The sequence below is a fragment of the Streptomyces sp. CNH287 genome (assembly GCF_000424825.1).
The window spans coordinates 468,123-487,626 of record NZ_AUKQ01000006.1 but is presented as its reverse complement, the minus strand read 5'-3'; the positions used below and the strand labels follow the sequence as shown (position 1 = coordinate 487,626).

Here is a 19,504-nt window from a genome sequence, read left to right as displayed (position 1 = left end):
CCACCGAAGCGGCTTCATCGTTCGACTTGCATGTGTTAAGCACGCCGCCAGCGTTCGTCCTGAGCCAGGATCAAACTCTCCGTGAATGCTTCAAAAAAGCAGCACGAGAGCGGGTCGACCGGAGGAATAATCCAGCCGACCACAGCGTCCTCGCTGTACTACATCATTCAAAGGAACCACCACCACCGAAACCCACCCACAGACTTGCAGGCAGACCCCGAATGGCGGGGGTATCAACATATCTGGCGTTGACTTTTGGCACGCTGTTGAGTTCTCAAAGAACGGACGCTTCCTTCGAATGCCGTCTCCGACACCCTCCGGGCTTTCCCTTCGGTATTTCGTGTTCCCGACTCTAGCAGATCCTTTTCCCGGTCCTGCCCCCGGTCGAGCGGGGTTCCTACTGTGTACTGCGGTCCTGCTGTTTTCGCCTTTCGGCGTGTCCACCACGTTAGAGGATCACCCACCCGAATTCCAAACCGGGCCTTCCGAAGCGATTACGGCACGCCGAAATCATCCCCGGAGGGAAATCACACTTCTGAAATGGATGCCGTCACGAAGACAGCGGGATGGCCACCCGAGGTCACAACAACCCCGTGGCAACTCGAAGAACTCTACACCACGGCCGAGTGACCTTCAAACCTGCTCCGGGCGTCCGTCCCGGGCGGGGACGCGAACGCCGCCCGGTACGCACGCGGGCTGGTGGCCAGGTGCCGCGTGAAGTGCTGCCGCATCGTCACCTCGCTGCCCATCCCCGCCCGCCGGGCCACCTCCGGGATCGGCAGATCGGTCCGCTCCAGCAGCTTCTGCGCCGCGGCGAGCCGCTGCCGCAGCAGCCAGCGGTGCGGGGTCGTACCGGTGGTGGCGGTGAAGTGGCGGGCGAAGGTGCGGGGCGACATCCCGGCCCAGCCCGCCAGCTCGGTCACCGTGAGCGGGTCGGCCAGCTGCCGGAGCGCCCGTTCGCGTACGGAGGCGAGGGCGTCCGCGTCGCGGCCCGCCGGCGGCGTCGGCTGCTCGATGAACTGCGCCTGCGTCCCGCTGCGGAACGGCGCCGTGACCATCGCGCGGGCAAGCGCGGCGGCGACCTCGGCCCCGTGCGCCGTACGGACGAGGTGCAGGCACAGGTCGATGCCGGCGGCGGTGCCCGCCGAGGTCCAGAGGCCGTCGTCCTCGACGAAGAGCGCGCCCGCCTCGACCCGGACCTCCGGGTGCTCGTGCGCGAGGCGGGCGGTGAGGTTCCAGTGGGTGACGGCCCGCCGCCCGTCCAGCAGCCCGGCCTGGGCGAGGGTGAAGGCCCCGGCGCAGAGGGCGGCGATCGGGGTGCCCCGGTGGCGGGCCCGGCGGAGCGCGGCGAGTACCCCCTCCCCCGGAGGCCCGTACGCGTCCAGCCCGGGGACCAGCACCAAGTCGGCCCGGTCCAGCCAGGCCAGGTCGCGGTCAGGGGTGAGGGTGAGCCCGCCCCGGATGGGGACGGGTGCCTGGTTCTCGCCGCAGCGCCGCAGCTCGAAGGCGGGTGCGCCGAGTTGCGTGCGGTCGGTGCCCCAGACCTCCGTGATGACGGAGACGTCGAAGGCGCGGATGCCGGGGAAGGCGAGCAGGGCCACGGAGCGCATGCGGGACAGCATGCCCTGCTCGCTGGCAGAAAGCCATCGTTCCTCGGCAATGCTGCCACTGGTGGTGCCCTGGGCGCCGTTCCAGACTTGCCGCCATGGAGACCACAGAGATCGCACAGAACGCGGCCCTTCTCGTCATCGACGTGCAGAAGGGCTTCGACGACCCCGTGCTCCAGCCGCTGGGGCGGAACAACCGGGCGGCCGAGCGGAACATGGAGTCGCTCCTCGACGCCTGGCAGGGCTCCGGGCGGCCGGTGGTGTTCGTCCGGCACACCTCGCTCGGAGCGTCCACCCCGCTGCGGGCGGGCACCCCGGGCAACGACTTCCAGGACTTCGTACAGGCGCGCCGCGGCCTGGGTGACGGGCCGGAGCTGCTCGTGGACAAGACCGTGAACTCGGCCTTCCTCGGCACACCCGGCCTGGGGGAATGGCTCACGGGTGAGCGGATCGGCCAGATCGTGATCGCGGGCATCCAGACCAACCGGTGCGTCGAGACCACCGCGCGGATGGGCGGGAACCTGGGGTACGAGGTGCTGGTGCCGCTCGACGCGACCTACACGTTCGGCGACTCCGGGCCCGGGGGCGAGTGGCTCGACGCGGACCAGTTGTCGCTGGCCACCTCGGTGAACCTGCACAGCGGAGGGTTCGCCCGGATCGTGGCCACCGCGGAGGTGCTGGCCGCGGCCGGGACGGAGACGGGCGCGGAGGCGAGGCCGCGTACGGGCGGCCGGGCGGGATGACCACCCGGCCCGGCCCGCCGGCTCAGCCCTCCCCGGCTGCCAGGGCGCGGCTGCGGTCGCGGGCCGCCTCGATGGCGGCGAGGAACGCGGCGCGCACGCCGTGGTTCTCCAGCTCGCGGATCGCGTTGATGGTCGTCCCGGCCGGGGAGGTGACGTTCTCGCGGAGTGTGACGGGGTGCTCCCCGCTGTCCCGCAGCATTGTGGACGCGCCGACTGCGGCCTGCACGATGAGGTCGTGCGCCTTGTCCCTGGGCAGGCCGAGCAGGATGCCCGCGTCCGTCATCGCCTCGACCAGCAGGAAGAAGTAGGCGGGGCCGGAGCCGGAGAGCGCGGTGGCGGCGTCCTGCTGGGACTCCGGGACGCGGACGGTCTTGCCGACGCCGCCGAAGATCTCCTCGGCCCGGCGCAGGTGCGGTTCACCGGCGTGGGTGCCGGCCGAGATGACGGACATCCCCTCGTCCACGAGGGCGGGGGTGTTCGTCATGACACGCACCACGGGGGTGCCGGTGGTGAGCCGCGTCTCGAAGAGGGTCGTGGGCAGGCCCGCCGCGCCGCTGATGACCAGCCGGTCCGCCGGTACGTGCGGCGCGAGTTCGTCGAGGAGGCGTCCCATGTCCTGGGGCTTGACGGTCAGGATAAGCGTGTCGGCGGCCTTTGCCGCCTCCGCGTTGGAGACGCACTCGACGCCGTAGCGCACGTGCAGTTCCTGCGCGCGCTCCTCACGGCGCGCGCTGACCAGCAGATGGGACGGCGACCAGCCGCCCCGGATCATGCCGGAGAGGAGCGCCTCACCGATCTTTCCCGCGCCGAGCACGGCGACTCGCTGGGTCATCGGTTACCTCCGTGGATGCTCCGCCCTTCAGAGCGGAGGGGGAACGGGCTCCTGTGGAGCTGGGAACTCACCTCGTCCGTCCGGCGTCGTACGGTGCGGGGCGCGCCTGATCCATCCTCGCACCTGGGCTCCGGCGGCGTGCGGGTGTCCGCTGGGCGGACGCCGCAGGTCAGGGCCCCACTCCACGGAGGCGCCCCAGGTCAGGGGGCGGTCCCGTCGATGCGGTCCGCGTAGTAGGTGAGGGCCGGGGCGTACGCGCGCAGCTGCGCGTCGGCCGTCGTGTCGGCGAGGACGTGCAGGAGGTCGCACGCCGCCTCCTGGGCCCGGCCGGCGTTGCACAGGGCCAGGGCGCGGAAGGCCCGGAGGGCCGGATTGCCCGGGAACTCCCGCAGTCCGGCGGCCAGGACGGCGAGCGCGCTCTCGTACGCGCCGAGCACGCGATGGGTGCTGGCCAGGCCGAGGAGCGCGCCGTGCCGGTCCTCGGGGTCGAGTCCGCCGGCGGCGAGGGCCCGTTCGTAGTACGGCACGGCAGCCCGCTCCAGGCCGAGCACGTCGTGCGCCCAGGCGGTCTGGTAGGCGATCGCGGCGTCGTCGGGGTGGCGCTCGGAGAGGGCGAGGAGCCGGGTCCGGGCCTCGTCCGGACGTCCCTGCTCGCGCAGTCGGACGGCCTCGGCCAGTTCTTCCCTCATCGGCTCGCTCCCTGATCGCGGATGTCGGCCCACTATGGCGTACGGCGGCGCAGCGTCACCGCGCCCAGCGCGAGGACCAGGAGCGCGCTGCCCGCCACGACGGCCATGTCCGTCACGAGCGCGCCCGAGGGGTCGGGGTGCCGCAGGACCTCGTTCATGGCGTCGACCGCGTAGGACATGGGCAGGACGTCGGAGACGGCCTCCAGGACCGGCTGCATGGAGTCGCGGGGCGCGAAGAGCCCGCAGAGCAGGATCTGCGGAAAGATGAGCGCGGGCATGAACTGGACGACCTGGAACTCCGAGGCGGCGAAGGCCGAGACGAAGAGGCCGAGCGCGGTGCCCAGCAGCGCGTCCAGCAGGGCGATCAGCAGCAGGAGCCACGGCGAGCCCGCGATGCCCAGGTCCAGCAGCCAGACGGCGACGCCCGTGGCGACGCCGGCCTGGACGACGGCGAGCAGGCCGAACGCGAGCGCGTAGCCGAGGATCAGGTCGCCCTTGCCCAGCGGCATGGCGAGCAGGCGCTCCAGGGTGCCGGAGGTGCGCTCGCGCAGCGTCGCGATGGAGGTGACCAGGAACATCGTCACCAGCGGGAAGATGCCGAGGAGCGAGGCGCCGATGGCGTCGAAGGAGCGCCGGTCGGCGTCGAAGACGTAGAAGAGGAGCACGAGCAGGAGGACCGGGACGAGCAGCAGCAGCGCGATCGTACGGGGGTCGTGGCGGAGCTGGCGCAGGACGCGGAGCGCGGTGGCCAGGGTGCGGGTGGCGTTCATGCGCGGGGCTCCTCGGCTGCGGCGGGCTCCTCGGCCGCGCGGGCGGCGTCGACCAGGTGGAGGAAGGCGTCCTCGGCGGTGTCGGTGCGGGTGCGTGCGCGGAGGTTCTCCGGGGTGTCGTCGGCGAGCAGGCGCCCGGCGCGCAGGAGCAGCAGGCGCTGGCAGCGGTCGGCCTCGTCCATGACGTGCGAGGAGACCAGCAGGGTCGCGCCGCGTTCGGCGGCGATCCGGTGGAAGAGGTGCCACAGGTCGCGGCGGAGTACGGGGTCGAGGCCGACGGTCGGCTCGTCCAGGACCAGCAGGTCGGGGGCGCCGAGCAGGGCGACGGCGAGGGAGACGCGGCCCAGCTGGCCGCCGGAGAGGTTGCCCGCGAGCACGTCGGCGTGCGAGTTCAGGTCGACGTCGGTGAGGGCCTGCCCGACCTGGGCGGCGCGGTCGCGGCGGGCGACGCCGAGGACGGCGGCGAAGTAGTCCAGGTTCTGCCGCGCCGTCAGGTCGAGGTAGACGGACGGTGCCTGCGTCACGTACCCGACGCGGGCCCGCAGCGCGGCCGATCCGGCCGGGGCGCCGAGCACTTCGAGGGTGCCCCCGACCTTCGCCTGGGTGCCGGCCAGGGCGCGCATCAGGGTCGACTTTCCGCACCCGGAGGGGCCGAGCAGGCCGGTGACGGTGCCTGCGGGGACCTGGAAGGAGAGCGCGTCGAGCACCGTACGGCCGCCGCGCCGGACCTGGAGGCCGACGGCGCGGATGGCGGGCGCGCCGGGAGATGGGGCGGGTGCGCCGGGAGGGGTTTTATTCAACACACGTGGAATACTCCTCCTGGCGGAACCACCCCGTCAAGCAGGGCGCGGCGGCGGAGGACATAGGGTCGCCGTCGTGCCGCACAGACTTCCGATGAACGAGGAACTGCGGGCCGCCGTGGGCTCACCCGTGAAAGCCACGCTCCTGGAGAGCAGCCCCCGCGCCCGCGTCTGGCGCGCCGAACTGGCCGACGGCAGACCGGTGATCGTCAAGCAGGCCACCGACACGTCCGGCGGCGGAGTCGGCGGCGACGCCCGCTTCGCGCGCGAGGCCACCGCGCTGCGGTACGCCGGGCGCGCGACGCGGCCGGCCGTCGCGCCCGCCCTGCTCGGCACGGACCCCGCGGCGCGCGTGCTGGTCCTGGAGTACCTGGCCGATCTCGGCGAGACCGCCGACTGGATGCCCGCCCACGCCGAGACCCTCGCCCGGCTGCACTCCCTCACCGGCCCGGCCGACGCGGGGACGCTGCCCGCCTGGCAGGGCCCGACCGCCGCCGATGCCGAGTCCTTCCTCGCGTTCGCCCGCGCGCTGGAGGTCCCCGTGCCGCCCGAGGTGTCCGACGAGTTGGGCGCCCTGCTCGTACGGCTGGACCCGGCCGGCCACCACTCGCTGCTGCACGGCGACCCCTGCCCGGGAAACGACCTGCGCACCGCCGACGGCCTGCATTTCATCGACTTCGAGCACGCCGCGCTCGGCAACGGCCTGAATGAACTCGCCTACTTCCGCATCGGGTTCCCCACCTGCTGGTGTGCCATGGCGGTGCCCGCCACGCCGGTCGCGGAGGTCGAGCAGATCTACCGGACCACCTGGCGTGACCTCACCGGCACCGAGGTGCCGGGGGATCTCGCGGACGCGTGCGCGGGCTGGCTGATCCGGGGCGACGCACTGGTCGAGCGCGCGCACCGGCGCACCGTCGACCACCTGGCGCGGGTGCCGACGGAGGACTTCACCTGGGGCTACATCTCCGCCCGGGAGCGCCTCCTCCACCGGCTGGGCGTCGTCGCCGAGCTGACCCGCGGCCACGACCGGCTGCACGCGCTCGGGCGGCTCAGCTCGGCCCTGGCCGACCGGCTGCTGGAGCGCTGGAGCACGCTCCGGCCGCTGCCACCGCCCGGCGACCGGCCCTGGTACTGAGCAGGGCGCGGGCCCCGGCGCGGCCCTGGGCGCCGGGGCCGGTTCTCGTTCCGATTCGCGTCCCGGGACGGGCCGGGACGGGCCGGGCCGGAGCACGGCCGGTCACTCGATCTCGCGCATCATCTTCTCCATCGAGGCGATCGACCTGCGCGCCTCGGTGAGTTCGTCGATGCTGCGCCGGTGCAGCTCGAGGTTGTCCTCGAGGAGTTGGGCGTACTTCAGCGTGAGCTGCTTGTACTGTCCCTCGCGCGCCGCGAGCATCCGGGCCCGCCAGGTCGCGGCCACCTGCCAGACGATGACGATCAGCAGGGCGAAGACCCCGGCCGTGCCGAGCCCCGCCGCCCAGACCCCGACCGGGTCGGACCCGGCGGCCAGTTGCTGGTTCACTTCGTTCCCTCTTTCTCGCGCGTACCGGCGCGGCCTGTCCCGGGCGGGGCGGGGCGGACGGGCTCGGCCACGGGCTCGCCGCCGGCCGTGCCGCCGCTCGCGCCGCCGTCGCTGATCGTGCGGGCGGCCTCGGCGACGGACCGCGGCGTGAGCGCGTACGCGAACGGCGCGACCTCGAAGTACTTCACCGTCTTGCCCCCCTCCCCGACCTCCAGCGACCCGACGACGAGCCCGGCCGCCTCCAGCCGCTGCAAGTGCATGTGCAGCAGTGGACGGCTCAGGCCGATCCGACGCGCGAGCCTGCTGACGTAGTCGCGACTCTCGAACAGCGCCTCGATGATGCGCATCCGGTGCGGGTTGCCGAGCGCCGCGAGGGCCCTCAGCAACTCGTCGCCCGTCGGACTCCCGGCCGCGCCCATCGTGCCGCCCTTCCCTGTGTGTAAGAAAAAGCTGACACCTGCCCACACCACCTGTCAAAGAAAACTGACACATGTGGGGGTCAGCTCAGGGTCATCCCTGAGAGGCGTGCGGGGGCCGCTCCGAGCCCACCCGCTCAGGACTTCCGCTTGCGCTTCCGCTTCGCCGGATTCCCGGTACGCGCGGAGCGGCGGCGCTCGAAGCGCTCGAGCGCCGCCGCGTGCTCGGCGCGGTGCAGCTTCTCGCCGGGTGCCTCGACCAGGCTGCGGACGGCGTAGCCCAGCAGCACGCCCACGAAGCCGACCAGCATGAAGCTGCGCATCGACTTCTCGCGCGCTTCCTCCTCCTCGGTCTCCGGGCGGCGGGTGAAGCCGGTGAGGGTGCGGGAGAAGCCGATCGAGCTGCAGATGGCGAACGCCAGGATCAGCAGCACCCGGGCCCAGTCCCCCACTTCCGCGATCGCCACGCCCTCGTACGCGAGCCGGAGCGCGTACGCCCCCACCGCCGCCAGCACCACGGCACCGAGCCCGAGTCCCACGCGGCGCAGGGCGTAGCCGCCCGTGTGGTTGACCCAGGTGGTGCCGTAGAAGCGGATCGGCTCGGGGAGGGGGCGGTCGTCGTCCGTCCCGCCCGCGCCGGAGGCGTCGCGGGGCTCATCGGGCTCGTCGGGACGCTGCGTGTCGCTCATACCCTCGATTATGGCCGGGGCGCGGCGCCCTGGTGCGTGCGGTCGCCCCCTCGGCCCCGCGGGCCGGGGAGACCGCCCACGCAGGGGGCACCTCCCGGCGAAGCCAGGGGGAGGACGTACGCGCCAGGGCAGCTCGCAGGGAGAACCGTGCCCGGCCACAGCGCTAGGCCCTAGCGGCCGTCCCCCAGCTGGGAGAGGTCGCGCACGGCACCCCGGTCCGCGCTGGTGGCCATGGCGGCGTACGCGCGCAGCGCCGTGGAGACCTTGCGCTCGCGGTCGCGCGGCGCGTAGTGGCCGCCCAGCTCCTCGCGGCGGGCCGCCAGCTCGCTGTCCGGGACCTTCAGCTCGATGACGCGCGCGGGGATGTCGATGCGGATCAGGTCGCCGTCGCGGACGAGGGCGATGGCGCCGCCCGCCGCCGCCTCCGGCGAGGCGTGCCCGATGGAGAGGCCGGAGGTGCCGCCGGAGAACCGCCCGTCCGTGACCAGCGCGCACTTGGCGCCCAGGCCGCGGCCCTTGAGGAAGGACGTGGGGTAGAGCATCTCCTGCATGCCGGGGCCGCCCTTGGGGCCCTCGTAGCGGATGACGACGACGTCGCCCTCCTTGACGCGCTTGTTGAGGATGCTCTCGACGGCCTCCTCCTGGGACTCGCACACCACGGCCGGTCCCTCGAAGGTCCACACGGACTCGTCGACGCCCGCGGTCTTCACCACGCAGCCGTCCGCCGCGAGGTTGCCGTGCAGGATGGCGAGGCCGCCCTCGGTGGAGTAGGCGTGCTCGATGTCGCGGATGCAGCCGCCCGCCGCGTCGGTGTCCAGGGTGTCCCAGCGCTCGGACTGCGAGAAGGCGGTGGCGGAGCGGACGCAGCCGGGGGCCGCGTGGAACAGCTCGACTGCCTCGGGCGAGGGCGAGCCGCCCCGGATGTCCCACTGCTTGAGCCAGTCGGCCAGCGAGGGGCTGTGCACCGAGTGCACGTCCTCCTCCAGCAGCCCCGCGCGGTACAGCTCGCCGAGGATGGCGGGGATGCCGCCCGCCCGGTGGACGTCCTCCATGTAGTACGCGCCGTTCGGTGCGACCTTGGAGAGGCAGGGCAGGCGGCGCGAGAGCGCGTCGATGTCGGGCATCGCGAAGTTCAGCCCGGCTTCCTGCGCGGCGGCCAGCAGGTGCAGGATCGTGTTCGTCGAGCCACCCATGGCGATGTCCAGGGCCATGGCGTTCTCGAAGGCGGCGCGGGAGCCGATGTGGCGCGGGAGGACGGTCTCGTCGTCCTCGTCGTAGAAGCGCTTGGTGATCTCCACGACCGTACGGCCCGCCGCCTCGTACAGCTCCTTGCGGGCGGTGTGCGTGGCGAGCAGGGAGCCGTTGCCCGGCAGGGAGAGGCCGATGGCCTCGGTGAGGCAGTTCATGGAGTTCGCGGTGAACATGCCGGAGCAGGAGCCGCAGGTCGGACAGGCGTTCTCCTCGATCCGGGCGAGGTCCTCGTCCGAGACCGCGTCGTTCGCGGAGTCCGCGATGGCGGAGATGAGGTCGAGCTTGCGGACCGTGCCGTCGACCAACGTCGCCGTGCCCGACTCCATCGGGCCGCCGGAGACGAAGACCGTCGGGATGTTCAGCCGCATCGCGGCCATCAGCATGCCGGGGGTGATCTTGTCGCAGTTGGAGATGCAGATCAGCGCGTCGGCGCAGTGCGCCTCGGTCATGTACTCGACCGAGTCGGCGATCAGGTCGCGGGAGGGGAGCGAGTAGAGCATCCCCGCGTGGCCCATGGCGATGCCGTCGTCGACCGCGATGGTGTTGAACTCGCGCGGGATGCCGCCTGCCGCCTGCACCGCCGCCGAGACGATCCGGCCCACCGGCTGGAGGTGCGTGTGGCCCGGCACGAACTCGGTGAAGCTGTTCGCCACCGCGATGATCGGCTTGCCGAAGTCCTCGCGCTCTACGCCCGCGGCGCGGAGGAGCGAGCGGGCGCCCGCCGCGTTGCGGCCGTGGGTGACAGTGCGGGACCTCAGCTCGGGCATGGCTGCTCCACTCCCTGTGGTGCGTGGTGGTTCTGCGGATTTTCGAGGGTACGCCGCGAATCCGCCAGCCGGACACCCCGATCGGATCGTGAGACCCGCGCGGGGCGGCATGCAGGCGCGGGGAGCGTGCAGGGGCGCGGGCCGAGGCGGGCCAGGGTCCGGTCAGGGGCCCGTCAGGTGGTGCTGGACCACGGGGGCGAGCCGGGCGATCAGGACCTCCGGGTCGGTGGACGCGATCGGCTCGACCTTGATCACGTAGCGCAGCATCGCCGTACCCACGAGCTGGGCGGCGGCCAGCTCCACGCGCAGGTCGGCGTCCGGGGCGGTCAGCCGCCCGGCCAGCACGGCCAGCAGCTGGCGGGTCACCAGGCGGCGGAAGATCGCGGCGGCGGTCTCGTTGTTGACCGCCGAGCGCAGGATGGCCAGCAGCGGCTCGCGGGTGGCCGTACGGCCCCAGATCTCGAAGATGAAGCGGGTCATCACCTCGCCGAGCTGGTCCACGTCGTGCGTGAGCGCCTCGGCGCCGGCGGCCACGGCGGGCGAGAAGGCCGTCTCCACCGCCTTCTCGAAGACCTGCTCCTTGGTGCCGAAGTAGTGGTGCACCAGGGCCGGGTCCACGGCGGCCCCGCGCGCGATCGCGCGGATGGACGCCTTGTCGTAACCGCGGGCGGCGAACTCGGCGCGGGCGGAGGCGAGGATGCGGTCGGGCGCCGCCGGTCCGCCCGCGGCGCGGGCGGCGAGCGAGGGGCGCCCGCGTTTGCGGCCGGGTGCCGCGGCGGGCTCGGCCGGTCCGGCGGTCACGGGCGGGCCGCCCGGCCGCCGTCGGACGCCGAGCCCGCGGACGCGGCGGCGAGGTGGCGGCGGGTGAACGCCAGCGCCTCCGCGAGGTCGTCCTCGCGTTCGGCGGCGGACATCGCGCGCCGCGTGTTGACCTCCACCACCACATGGCCGTCGAAGCCCTGGCGGGTGAGCCGCTCCAGCAGTTCGCCGCAGGGCTGCACACCGCGGCCCGGCACCAGGTGCTCGTCCTTGCCGGACCCCAGCCCGTCGGCGAGGTGCACGTGCCCCAGCCGGTCCCCCATCCGGTCGGCCATGGCGAACGTGTCGGCCCGCGAGGTGGCGGTGTGCGAGAGGTCGATCGTGAAGTGGCGGTAGTCCTCGTCGGTCGGGTCCCAGCCGGGGGCGTACGCCATCATCTCGCGGTCCCGGTAGCGCCACGGGAACATGTTCTCCACGGCGAAGCGCACCTCGGTCTCCTCGGCCATCCGCCAGATACCGCCGACGAAGTCCCGTGCGTACGCGCGCTGCCAGCGGAACGGCGGGTGCACGACCACGGTGGAGGCGCCGAGCCGCTCGGCGGCCGAGCGGGCGCGCTGGAGCTTCGTCCACGGGTCGGTGGACCAGACGCGCTGGGTGATCAGCAGGCAGGGGGCGTGCACCGCGAGGACGGGGACGCCGTGCGCGTCGGAGAGCCGCCGGAGCGCCTCCACGTCCTGGCTGACGGGGTCGGTCCACACCATGACCTCGACCCCGTCGTACCCGAGGCGAGCCGCGATCTCGAAGGCCGCCGCCGTCGACTCCGGGTACACGGAGGCCGTGGACAGCGCGACTTTGGGCGTTGGCATCCGCACCGGTCGTTGCACCACGGTCACACCCTACGGCGGGCGCGCGCGGGCTCGGGCACGGCGCCCGCACGCGCCCGCACCCTGCTGCCGCGCCCCCGCGCGTGCGCCGTCACACCGTGCGCAGGTGGTCCAGGCGGCGCAGGATCACGCCCTCGCGCAGCGCCCATGGGCAGACCTCCAGTGTCTCGATGCCGAACAGATCCATCACCGCCTCGCCGACCACCGCGCCCGCCAGCAGCTGCCCCGCGCGCCCCTCGGACACGCCCGGCAGCGCCGCCCGCTGCGCGGTGGTCATCCCGGCCAGCCTGGGCACCCACTCCTCCAGCGCCTTGCGGCCCACCTCGCGCTGCGTGTACTCGCCCTCGCCGGAGCGCGCCGCGCCCGCCAGCCGGGCGAGCTGCTTGAAGGTCTTGGAGGTGGCGACCACGTGGTCCGGCGGGCTGAAGCGGCTGAACTCCCCCACCACCCGGGCGATCTCGGCGCGGACGTGGCGGCGCAGCGCCCGTACGTCGTCCGTCTCGGGCGGGTCGCCCGGCAGCCAGCCCGAGGTCAGCCGGCCCGCGCCCAGCGGGAGGGAGACCGCGGCGTCGGGCTCCTCGTCCAGGCCGTAGGCGATCTCCAGCGAGCCGCCGCCGATGTCCACGACCATCAGCCGCCCCGCGGACCAGCCGAACCAGCGGCGGACCGCGAGGAAGGTCAGCCTCGCCTCGTCCTCGCCGGAGAGCACCTGGAGCTTGACGTCGGTCTCCTCGGCCACGCGGGCGAGGACGGTCTCGGCGTTGGCCGCGTCCCGTACGGCGGAGGTCGCGAAGGGCAGCACGTCCTGGACGCCCTTGTCCTCCGCGACGTCCCGCGCCTCCCTGACGGTGGAGGAGAGCCGGTCCACACCGTCCGGGCTGATGGCGCCGTTCTCGTCGAGCAGCTCGGCGAGCTTCAGCTCGGCCTTGTGCGAGTAGGCGGGCAGGGGGCGCGCACCGCGGTGCGCGTCCACCACGAGGAGGTGGACCGTATTCGAACCCACGTCGAGGACACCGAGTCTCATACACAGCACGCTATCCGCCCGCGCGAGTGGGAATCACCCTTTGGGGGACCGTCCCGCGATGACCGGCGGTCGCCGCTGCCCGGGGCGGTTGAGGTCGTACGCTGGGTGCGTGGGTAAGACGAAAGCGGCGAAGCGTAAGAAGCGGGACGAGCAGGGCGGGCGCGGCCAGGCGGGCGGGCTGCCCGAGCCGCGGGCCGAGGCACGGGCGGAGGAGGTCTCGCTGGATTTCACCCGCGCCTGGGTGGAGTTCCCGGACCCGGCCGACGCCGAGCAGGTCTTCCGCTGCGACCTGACCTGGCTGACCTCCCGTTGGAACTGCGTCTTCGGCCAGGGCTGCCAGGGCATCCAGCAGGGCCGGGCGGCGGACGGCTGCTGCACCCTGGGCGCACACTTCACCGACGAGGAGGACGAGCGCCGGGTCGCCGGGCATGTGGCGCGGCTCACCCCGCAGACGTGGCAGTTCCACGAGGAGGGCACCACCTCCGGCTGGACGCAGACCGACGAGGACGGTGAGCGGCAGACCCGCCGCTGGGAGGGCGCGTGCATCTTCCACAACCGCCCGGGCTTCTCCGGCGGCCAGGGCTGCGCGCTGCACACGCTGGCGCTGCGGGAGGACCGCGAGCCGCTGGAGACCAAGCCGGACGTCTGCTGGCAGCTGCCCGTCCGGCGCACCTACGAGTGGGTGGAGCGGCCGGACGGCGAGCAGGTGCTGTACGTCTCCATCGGCGAGTACGACCGCCGGGGCTGGGGGCCGGGCGGGCACGACCTGCACTGGTGGTGCACCTCGGCGCCCTCGGCGCACGGCGCGGGCAAGCCGGTGTACGAGTCGTACGGGCCGGAGTTGACGGAGCTGATGGGCCCGGCGGGCTATGCGCGGCTGGCGGAGCTGTGCGCGGAGCGGCTGGCCGCGCAGCTGCCGCTGCTGGCTCCGCATCCGGCGGACACGGCGCACGCGGTGCAGACGGGGGAACCGGGGGAACCGGCAGGCAGGTAGCGCGAGCGGGCGCGCCGCTCAGGACGGGGGCGTGTCCGGGGGTGTGCTCGGGTCCGGGTCGCCGGGGCCGCCCGGGTTGCCCGGGGTCGGCTCGGACGGCCCCGGCGCCGGCTCCGAGGGCGCGGGCGACGGGTCCGGCGAAGGCCCCGGCCCGGGCCCGGAGGAGGCGGACGGATCCGGCGGCACCGGCTCCTGCGGCTGGGACGGCTCCTGCGGGGCCGGGGTGTCCGCGCCGCGCCCCTCCAGCGTGACCACCGCGCCCGACGGCGCGATGTGGATGCGCGCGGCCCACCAGCCCGCGGGCTGCGCCGCCTTGTCGGCGTACGCCATGAAGGTGACCGATGCGCCGGGCTCCAGCGTGCCCGACGTACGGCTGAGCGAGACCCAGGCCGCGCCCGTGGAGGCGGACCAGCGGACGGGGTCGGCGCCCGTCGCGGTGAGGGTGATCACCGTGCCGCTGCCGACGTGCCGGGCCTGCACGTCGAGCCCGCCGCTGCCGGGGCGGCCGGGGGCGGTGGGGCCGTCCGGGTTCTCGACGGCCACCGACATGCCGTTCGTCCGGGGGCCCTGGCTGCGGCCGGAGTCGCGCGCGGTACGGCCGGCGTTCTCGTACGGGTACTCGCCGTAGGCGTCCTCCTCCCGGTCGGCGGCGGAGACGGTGGATGCCTCGTGGCCCTCGCCGGTGAGGGGCGCACCGCGGTAGGCGGCCCAGAGGGCGAGGACGGGCGCGGCGACGACGGCCGCCACCACCGTGGTCGTCACCGCGCGGCTGCGGAGCCGGTCGCGGCGGGCGGCGCGGTCCTTCAGCTCGACCGGAAAACCGTTCCTGTCGAAACGGGGGCTGTGGAGGTAGCGGGCGCGCTGCGCCGTCCGCCGCGCGGCGTGCACGGCGGGCCGCGGGGCCTGGAGCACGGCCAGGGGCGCGGCTCCGCCCGGTGCGGTGCCGGGCCAGGAGATTCCGGCCATGGCCCGCTCGGCGCCCCGGCGGCACTCCGCGCAGTCGTCCACGTGGCGCAGCAGCTCGCGGCGGAGCGGGGTGCCCAGCAGCAGCCGCTGGTCCCCCGCCAGCCGGGCGACGGCGTGGCAGCCGCCGGAGTCGACCACGGCGAGCGCGGCGCGGGTGCGTTCGACCTCGCAGGCCGCGCTGGTGAGCAGCTCGCCCGCGGCTTCGCTGGTGAGCGAGAGGATCGCGGCCACCTCGACGACCGGGAGGCCGTGCCGGACGGCCAGCTCCAGCGCCTCGCGCTGCTCGGGCGTGGTGCCGGCGGCCTCCGGCCAGGCCAGCGCGGCCAGTTCACGGCGGCGCTGTGCGGTGGCGGCGCCCGGCGGCGGGTCGGCGGCGGCGCCCGTACGGCCCGGTGCCGCGCGCTGGGCGAGGCGGCGCAGACAGGCCCAGCGGGTCAGCGCGTAGAGCCAGGGGCGGTACTGGTGCGGTCCGGACGGCGCACGGCCGCGGCCCTGCTGGCGCTCGGCGAGGGCGAGCGCCTCACCGAGGGCGGCGGTAGCCTCGTCGTGCTCGCACAGCACCGACAGGCAGTAGGTGAACAGCCCGTCGAGGTAGGGCGCCTGGTGGTCGGAGCGCTGTTCGGAACGCGGGGCGGACCGCAGTTCGACGGGGCGCCGCACCGAGTGCGCCCGGTGGGCACCGGTGGTGTGCGGGGATCGCTCGCGCCTGGTGCTCTTCATCCGGCGACCGTAGGACGGCGGACGTCGTTCATCGGACCAGCTTGCGCCAGTTTAATCCGTACGGATGAACATCTCCCTCAAAAGGGGACATGATGCGGCTTCAGACTGCCGGACCTGGTGTACGGCGCCGGGGCCGGGCGGCGGCCGGTGTCGGCGGGCGCGGATACGGTGGCCGCATGGCAGCCACCCGTAAGTCGTCCGCGAAGGACCGGCCCTCCTACCGCTGCACCGACTGCGGCTACACGACGGCGAAGTGGCTGGGCCGGTGCCCCGAGTGCCATGCGTGGGGCACGGTGGAGGAGACCGGCGGCTCCCCCGCCGTCCGTACGACCGCGCCCGGCCGGGTCTCCACGGCCGCGCTGCCCATCGGCCAGGTGGACGGCAAGCACGCCACCGCGCGCGGCACCGGCGTGCCCGAGCTGGACCGGGTGCTGGGCGGCGGCCTGGTGCCCGGCGCGGTGGTGCTGCTGGCGGGCGAGCCGGGGGTGGGCAAGTCGACGCTGCTGCTGGACGTGGCGGCGAAGGCGGCGGGCCCCGAGGACCGCACGCTGTATGTGACCGGTGAGGAGTCCGCCGCCCAGGTCCGGATGCGCGCCGACCGCATCGGCGCCATCGACGACGACCTGTACCTGGCCGCCGAGACCGACCTGGCGGCCGTGCTGGGCCATCTGGAGGCGGTGCAGCCCTCGTTGCTCGTGCTGGACTCCGTGCAGACGGTCGCCTCGCCCGAGATCGACGGGGCGCCCGGCGGCGTCGCCCAGGTGCGGGAGGTGGCGGGCGCGCTGATCCGTGCGTCCAAGGACCGCGGCATGTCCACCCTGCTGGTCGGCCACGTCACCAAGGACGGCGCGATCGCCGGGCCCCGGCTGCTGGAGCACCTGGTCGACGTCGTGCTCCAGTTCGAGGGAGACCGGCACAACCGGCTGCGGCTGGTGCGCGGCGTGAAGAACCGCTACGGGGCGACGGACGAGGTCGGCTGCTTCGAGCTGCACGACGAGGGGATCACCGGTCTGGCCGATCCGTCCGGCCTCTTCCTCACCCGGCGCGACGCGCCCGTGCCCGGCACCTGCCTGACCGTGACGCTGGAGGGCCGGCGTCCGCTGGTGGCCGAGGTGCAGGCGCTGACGGTGGACAGCCAGATCCCCTCCCCGCGCCGTACGACCTCCGGGCTGGAGACCTCGCGGGTGTCGATGATGCTCGCGGTGCTGGAGCAGCGCGGCCGGATCAGCGCGCTGGGCAAGCGCGACATCTACAGCGCGACGGTGGGCGGGGTGAAGCTGACCGAGCCCGCCGCGGACCTCGCGGTGGCGCTGGCGCTGGCGAGCGCGGCGAGCGACACACCGCTGCCGCAGAACCTGGTGGCGGTCGGCGAGGTCGGGCTGGCGGGCGAGGTGCGCCGGGTCACGGGCGTGCAGCGGCGGCTGGCCGAGGCCGCGCGGCTGGGCTTCACGCACGCGCTGGTGCCGGCCGACCCGGGGAAGATACCGGAGGGCATGCGGGTGCAGGTGGTCGCGGACATCGGGGAGGCCCTGCGGGTGCTCCCGTCGCGCCCCTCGCGGAGCGCGCCACACGAGGAGGTTGCCCGCCGGTAGACTTCGCCCCGACGTACCCAGCCTGTCGACGAAGGACGACGACGGGGTGTCGATGGCAAAGTCGCGGCCTCGCCACGGCGGCTCCGTCCGGCAGACCAGCCCCGCGCCCGTAGCCGGACGACGTCGGCGGGCACCAGCACGACCGAAGGAGTGCAGTGGCAGCCAATGACCGGGCAGCAGCTCCCGGCAGGGCCGGGGGGAGCCAGGGAGGCTCCCGTGCCGACGGCCTGATGCGCGCCTCGCTGAGCGCGGTCGCGCCCGGTACGGCGCTGCGCGACGGCCTGGAGCGCATCCTCCGGGGGAACACCGGCGGACTGATCGTCCTCGGCTTCGACAAGACCGTCGAGACCCTGTGCACCGGCGGCTTCGTGCTGAACGTCGAGTTCGCCGCGACCCGGCTGCGCGAGCTGTGCAAGCTCGACGGCGCGCTGATCGTGGACCGCGAGCTGACCAAGATCGTACGGGCGGGTGTGCAGCTCGTCCCCGACGCGTCGATCCCGACGGAGGAGACCGGCACCCGGCACCGTACGGCGCAGCGGGTCTCCATCCAGACCGGCTTCCCCGTGGTGTCGGTCAGCCAGTCGATGCGGCTGATCGCGCTGTACGTGGACGGGCAGCGGCGGGTCCTGGAGGACTCGGCGGCCATCCTGTCCCGGGCGAACCAGGCGCTGGCGACGCTGGAGCGGTACAAGCTGCGGCTGGACGAAGTCGCGGGCACGCTGTCCGCGCTGGAGATCGAGGACCTGGTGACGGTCCGCGACGTGACGGCGGTCGCCCAGCGGCTGGAGATGGTGCGGCGCATCGCGACGGAGATCGCGGAGTACGTCGTCGAGCTGGGCACCGACGGCCGTCTGCTCTCGCTCCAGCTCGACGAGCTGATCGCGGGCGTCGAGCCGGAACGCGAACTGGTCGCCCGCGACTACGTGCCGCAGCCCACGGGCAGCGGGCGCCGCTCCCGTACGGTCGCCGAGGCGCTGCACGACCTGGACCGGCTCAGCCACACCGAGCTGCTCGAACTCTCCACGGTGGCGCGGGCGCTGGGGTACTCGGGCTCTCCCGAGATCCTCGACTCGGCCGTCTCGCCGCGTGGTTTCCGCCTGCTGGCGAAGGTGCCGCGGCTGCCCGGCGCGGTGATCGACCGGCTGGTCGACCACTTCGGCGGGCTCCAGAAGCTGCTCGCCGCGAGCGTGGACGACCTCCAGACGGTGGACGGCGTGGGCGAGGCCCGCGCCCGCTCGGTGCGCGAGGGGCTCTCGCGGCTGGCGGAGTCCTCGATCCTGGAGCGGTACGTCTAGTGCTGTGACCGCATAGGTTCACCGGGTTCGTCGGGCTGCGGTTTTGAGAGGTCGTCCGCCCCAGCGGATGCCTTTCTCGCTGCGGATGCGGGCGCGTTCCTTGCGCTCGGCGGCCAGGACATCGCGGTGGCGGGCGTTGGCGTTGCGCCACCGCAGGTAGGCGTGCAGGGCCCGCGTCTGAACCGTGTGGTTCGAGTAGTTCGAATTGGCGATGGTGAACTGCCTCAGCGGTCCGAAGTGGGCTTCGATCGGGTTCGCCCAAGAGGCGTAGGTCGGGGTGAAGCACAACTCGACCTTGCTCTTTCCCGCCCAGCGGCGGATGTCGCTGCCCTTGTGAGCGGACAGGTTGTCCATGATCACGTAGATCGGTGCTCCGTCGGGCCGCGCAGCGCGGATCGACTTCAGCGCGGCCAGCGTGTTCACGGCACCTTTCTTGCGGCGGTTGATACCCCACAAGGTGTCGCTCCCGACTGAGTAACAACCGTGGAAGTAGCGCACCCCGTGGGTGCGGTGGTAGGTGGCGGGCACCCGGTCGGGGCGCCCCTGGTTGGCCCAGCCCGAGCCTGCGGTGGGCCGGATCCCGAGGGGGCCGAACTCGTCGAACGCGAAGACCCGGTCCGGGAAGCGGTCCAGGACCTCCTCGATCCGGTCCAGTTTCGCCTCTCGGTCCGGGTCGGGTGACTCCTTCCATGTCTTGGTGCGCTGGAAGGTGACGCCGCGGCGGGCGAGGAGGCGGCGTAATGCCTCGCGTCCTATGCGGATGGTCCGGCCGTGGACTTTGCGCAGGTAGGTGGCGAGTTTGCGCAGTGACCAGCGGGTGAAAGGCTGGCCGAGCTTGGTCGGGCGGGTGGTGGCCGTCTGAACGACGAAGTCCTCGTCGTCAGTGCTGAGCAGGCGGGGACGGCCTCCCGCCCATCGAGGGTCCAGGCAGGCCAGCCCGATCTCGTTGAACCGGTGGATCACGTCCCGGACGGTGTCCTCGTCGGCCTGGACCAGCTGTGCGATCACCGGGACGCGGTTCCCGCCGGCCGAGGCCAGCAGCATCATCGCGCGTCGGTAGCGCACCGAACTGGTGCTGCCCCGGCGTACGATCTGCTGCAGCCTCTGTCCCTCTTGATCGGTCAGTCTGCGCACACGGACAGGCTCGGCCACCGCACCTCCAGCGGTCGGGTCGGACGTCACCG

Annotated in this window: 19 protein-coding genes and 1 rRNA gene; 5 read left to right on the top strand and 15 right to left on the bottom strand. The window is 73.3% G+C overall.

Features of this window, described 5'->3' with window-relative positions:
• Together H299_RS0111530 and H299_RS33585 are read right to left on the bottom strand one after the other, a co-directional pair.
• Positions 1-86, bottom strand: a 16S ribosomal RNA gene (locus H299_RS0111530); the annotation flags it as partial.
• 525 nt (positions 87-611) lie between these two features.
• Entirely contained in the window at positions 612-1,610 is a 999-nt protein-coding gene (locus H299_RS33585) for a GlxA family transcriptional regulator (protein ID WP_486587233.1), read from the bottom strand.
• Positions 1,611-1,705: 95 nt separating this feature from the next.
• Here H299_RS33585 and H299_RS33580 point away from each other — a divergent pair, with 95 nt between their 5' ends.
• Positions 1,706-2,350: a cysteine hydrolase family protein gene (locus H299_RS33580; RefSeq protein WP_051262335.1), complete on the top strand. Its 645-nt coding sequence runs from the start codon at positions 1,706-1,708 to the stop codon at positions 2,348-2,350.
• A gap of 22 nt (positions 2,351-2,372) precedes the next feature.
• Here the strand turns inward: H299_RS33580 and proC are convergent, their stop codons facing one another.
• The 4 genes from proC to H299_RS0111500 form a co-directional block, all read right to left on the bottom strand.
• The gene (proC, locus tag H299_RS0111515; protein ID WP_027748531.1) at positions 2,373-3,182 is read right to left on the bottom strand and encodes a pyrroline-5-carboxylate reductase; all 810 of its coding nucleotides are present in this window, start codon (positions 3,180-3,182) and stop codon (positions 2,373-2,375) included.
• A 200-nt stretch (positions 3,183-3,382) separates the two neighbouring features.
• On the bottom strand, positions 3,383-3,871 hold the full coding sequence (locus tag H299_RS0111510; RefSeq protein WP_037758502.1) for a tetratricopeptide repeat protein: 489 nt from the start codon (positions 3,869-3,871) through the stop codon (positions 3,383-3,385).
• A 32-nt stretch (positions 3,872-3,903) separates the two neighbouring features.
• Positions 3,904-4,641 carry an ABC transporter permease gene (locus H299_RS0111505; RefSeq protein WP_027748529.1) on the bottom strand — a complete coding sequence of 246 codons (738 nt, stop codon included), beginning with the start codon at positions 4,639-4,641 and terminating at the stop codon, positions 3,904-3,906.
• Complete coding sequence (locus H299_RS0111500; protein WP_486587232.1) at positions 4,638-5,444, bottom strand: ABC transporter ATP-binding protein; 807 nt, start codon at positions 5,442-5,444, stop codon at positions 4,638-4,640. The genes H299_RS0111505 and H299_RS0111500 overlap by 4 nt, the downstream gene beginning before the upstream one ends.
• 73 nt (positions 5,445-5,517) lie before the next feature.
• Between H299_RS0111500 and H299_RS0111495 the strand changes: the two genes are divergently transcribed.
• Positions 5,518-6,576, top strand: coding sequence for a phosphotransferase (locus tag H299_RS0111495; RefSeq protein ID WP_027748527.1), 1,059 nt, complete (start codon positions 5,518-5,520; stop codon positions 6,574-6,576).
• A gap of 102 nt (positions 6,577-6,678) precedes the next feature.
• On the opposite strand, the gene H299_RS0111490 is transcribed toward H299_RS0111495, so the two are convergent.
• The 7 genes from H299_RS0111490 to H299_RS0111460 form a co-directional block, all read right to left on the bottom strand.
• Positions 6,679-6,963, bottom strand: coding sequence for a hypothetical protein (locus H299_RS0111490; protein ID WP_027748526.1), 285 nt, complete (start codon positions 6,961-6,963; stop codon positions 6,679-6,681).
• The gene (locus tag H299_RS0111485) at positions 6,960-7,382 is read right to left on the bottom strand and encodes a winged helix-turn-helix domain-containing protein (RefSeq protein ID WP_027748525.1); all 423 of its coding nucleotides are present in this window, start codon (positions 7,380-7,382) and stop codon (positions 6,960-6,962) included. Before H299_RS0111485 ends, H299_RS0111490 begins: the two co-directional genes overlap by 4 nt.
• A 134-nt stretch (positions 7,383-7,516) precedes the next feature.
• Positions 7,517-8,068, bottom strand: a complete 552-nt coding sequence (locus H299_RS0111480; RefSeq protein WP_027748524.1) for a hypothetical protein — start codon at positions 8,066-8,068, stop codon at positions 7,517-7,519.
• Positions 8,069-8,238: 170 nt separating this feature from the next.
• Complete coding sequence (ilvD, locus tag H299_RS0111475) at positions 8,239-10,086, bottom strand: dihydroxy-acid dehydratase (protein ID WP_027748523.1); 1,848 nt, start codon at positions 10,084-10,086, stop codon at positions 8,239-8,241.
• Positions 10,087-10,248: 162 nt separating this feature from the next.
• Positions 10,249-10,887 carry a TetR/AcrR family transcriptional regulator gene (locus H299_RS0111470; RefSeq protein WP_027748522.1) on the bottom strand — a complete coding sequence of 213 codons (639 nt, stop codon included), beginning with the start codon at positions 10,885-10,887 and terminating at the stop codon, positions 10,249-10,251.
• A complete protein-coding gene (locus H299_RS0111465; RefSeq protein WP_051262334.1) occupies positions 10,884-11,711 on the bottom strand; it encodes a sugar phosphate isomerase/epimerase family protein in 828 nt (275 codons plus the stop codon). Before H299_RS0111465 ends, H299_RS0111470 begins: the two co-directional genes overlap by 4 nt.
• A 109-nt stretch (positions 11,712-11,820) precedes the next feature.
• A complete protein-coding gene (locus H299_RS0111460) occupies positions 11,821-12,753 on the bottom strand; it encodes a Ppx/GppA phosphatase family protein (RefSeq protein ID WP_027748520.1) in 933 nt (310 codons plus the stop codon).
• 58 nt (positions 12,754-12,811) lie between these two features.
• Here H299_RS0111460 and H299_RS33575 point away from each other — a divergent pair, with 58 nt between their 5' ends.
• Positions 12,812-13,747, top strand: a complete 936-nt coding sequence (locus H299_RS33575; protein WP_486587231.1) for a DUF3109 family protein — start codon at positions 12,812-12,814, stop codon at positions 13,745-13,747.
• Positions 13,748-13,765: 18 nt separating this feature from the next.
• Here H299_RS33575 and H299_RS33570 read toward each other — a convergent pair whose 3' ends face one another.
• Positions 13,766-15,433, bottom strand: coding sequence for a BACON domain-containing protein (locus tag H299_RS33570; RefSeq protein ID WP_037758501.1), 1,668 nt, complete (start codon positions 15,431-15,433; stop codon positions 13,766-13,768).
• 176 nt (positions 15,434-15,609) lie between these two features.
• Between H299_RS33570 and radA the strand changes: the two genes are divergently transcribed.
• A complete protein-coding gene (gene radA / locus H299_RS0111445) occupies positions 15,610-17,025 on the top strand; it encodes a DNA repair protein RadA (RefSeq protein WP_027748519.1) in 1,416 nt (471 codons plus the stop codon).
• Positions 17,026-17,180: 155 nt separating this feature from the next.
• Positions 17,181-18,320, top strand: a complete 1,140-nt coding sequence (gene disA / locus H299_RS0111440) for a DNA integrity scanning diadenylate cyclase DisA (protein WP_027748518.1) — start codon at positions 17,181-17,183, stop codon at positions 18,318-18,320.
• An 18-nt stretch (positions 18,321-18,338) separates the two neighbouring features.
• Here disA and H299_RS0111435 read toward each other — a convergent pair whose 3' ends face one another.
• Positions 18,339-19,472, bottom strand: coding sequence for an IS630 family transposase (locus H299_RS0111435; RefSeq protein WP_486587230.1), 1,134 nt, complete (start codon positions 19,470-19,472; stop codon positions 18,339-18,341).
• Positions 19,473-19,504: the final 32 nt, after the last annotated feature.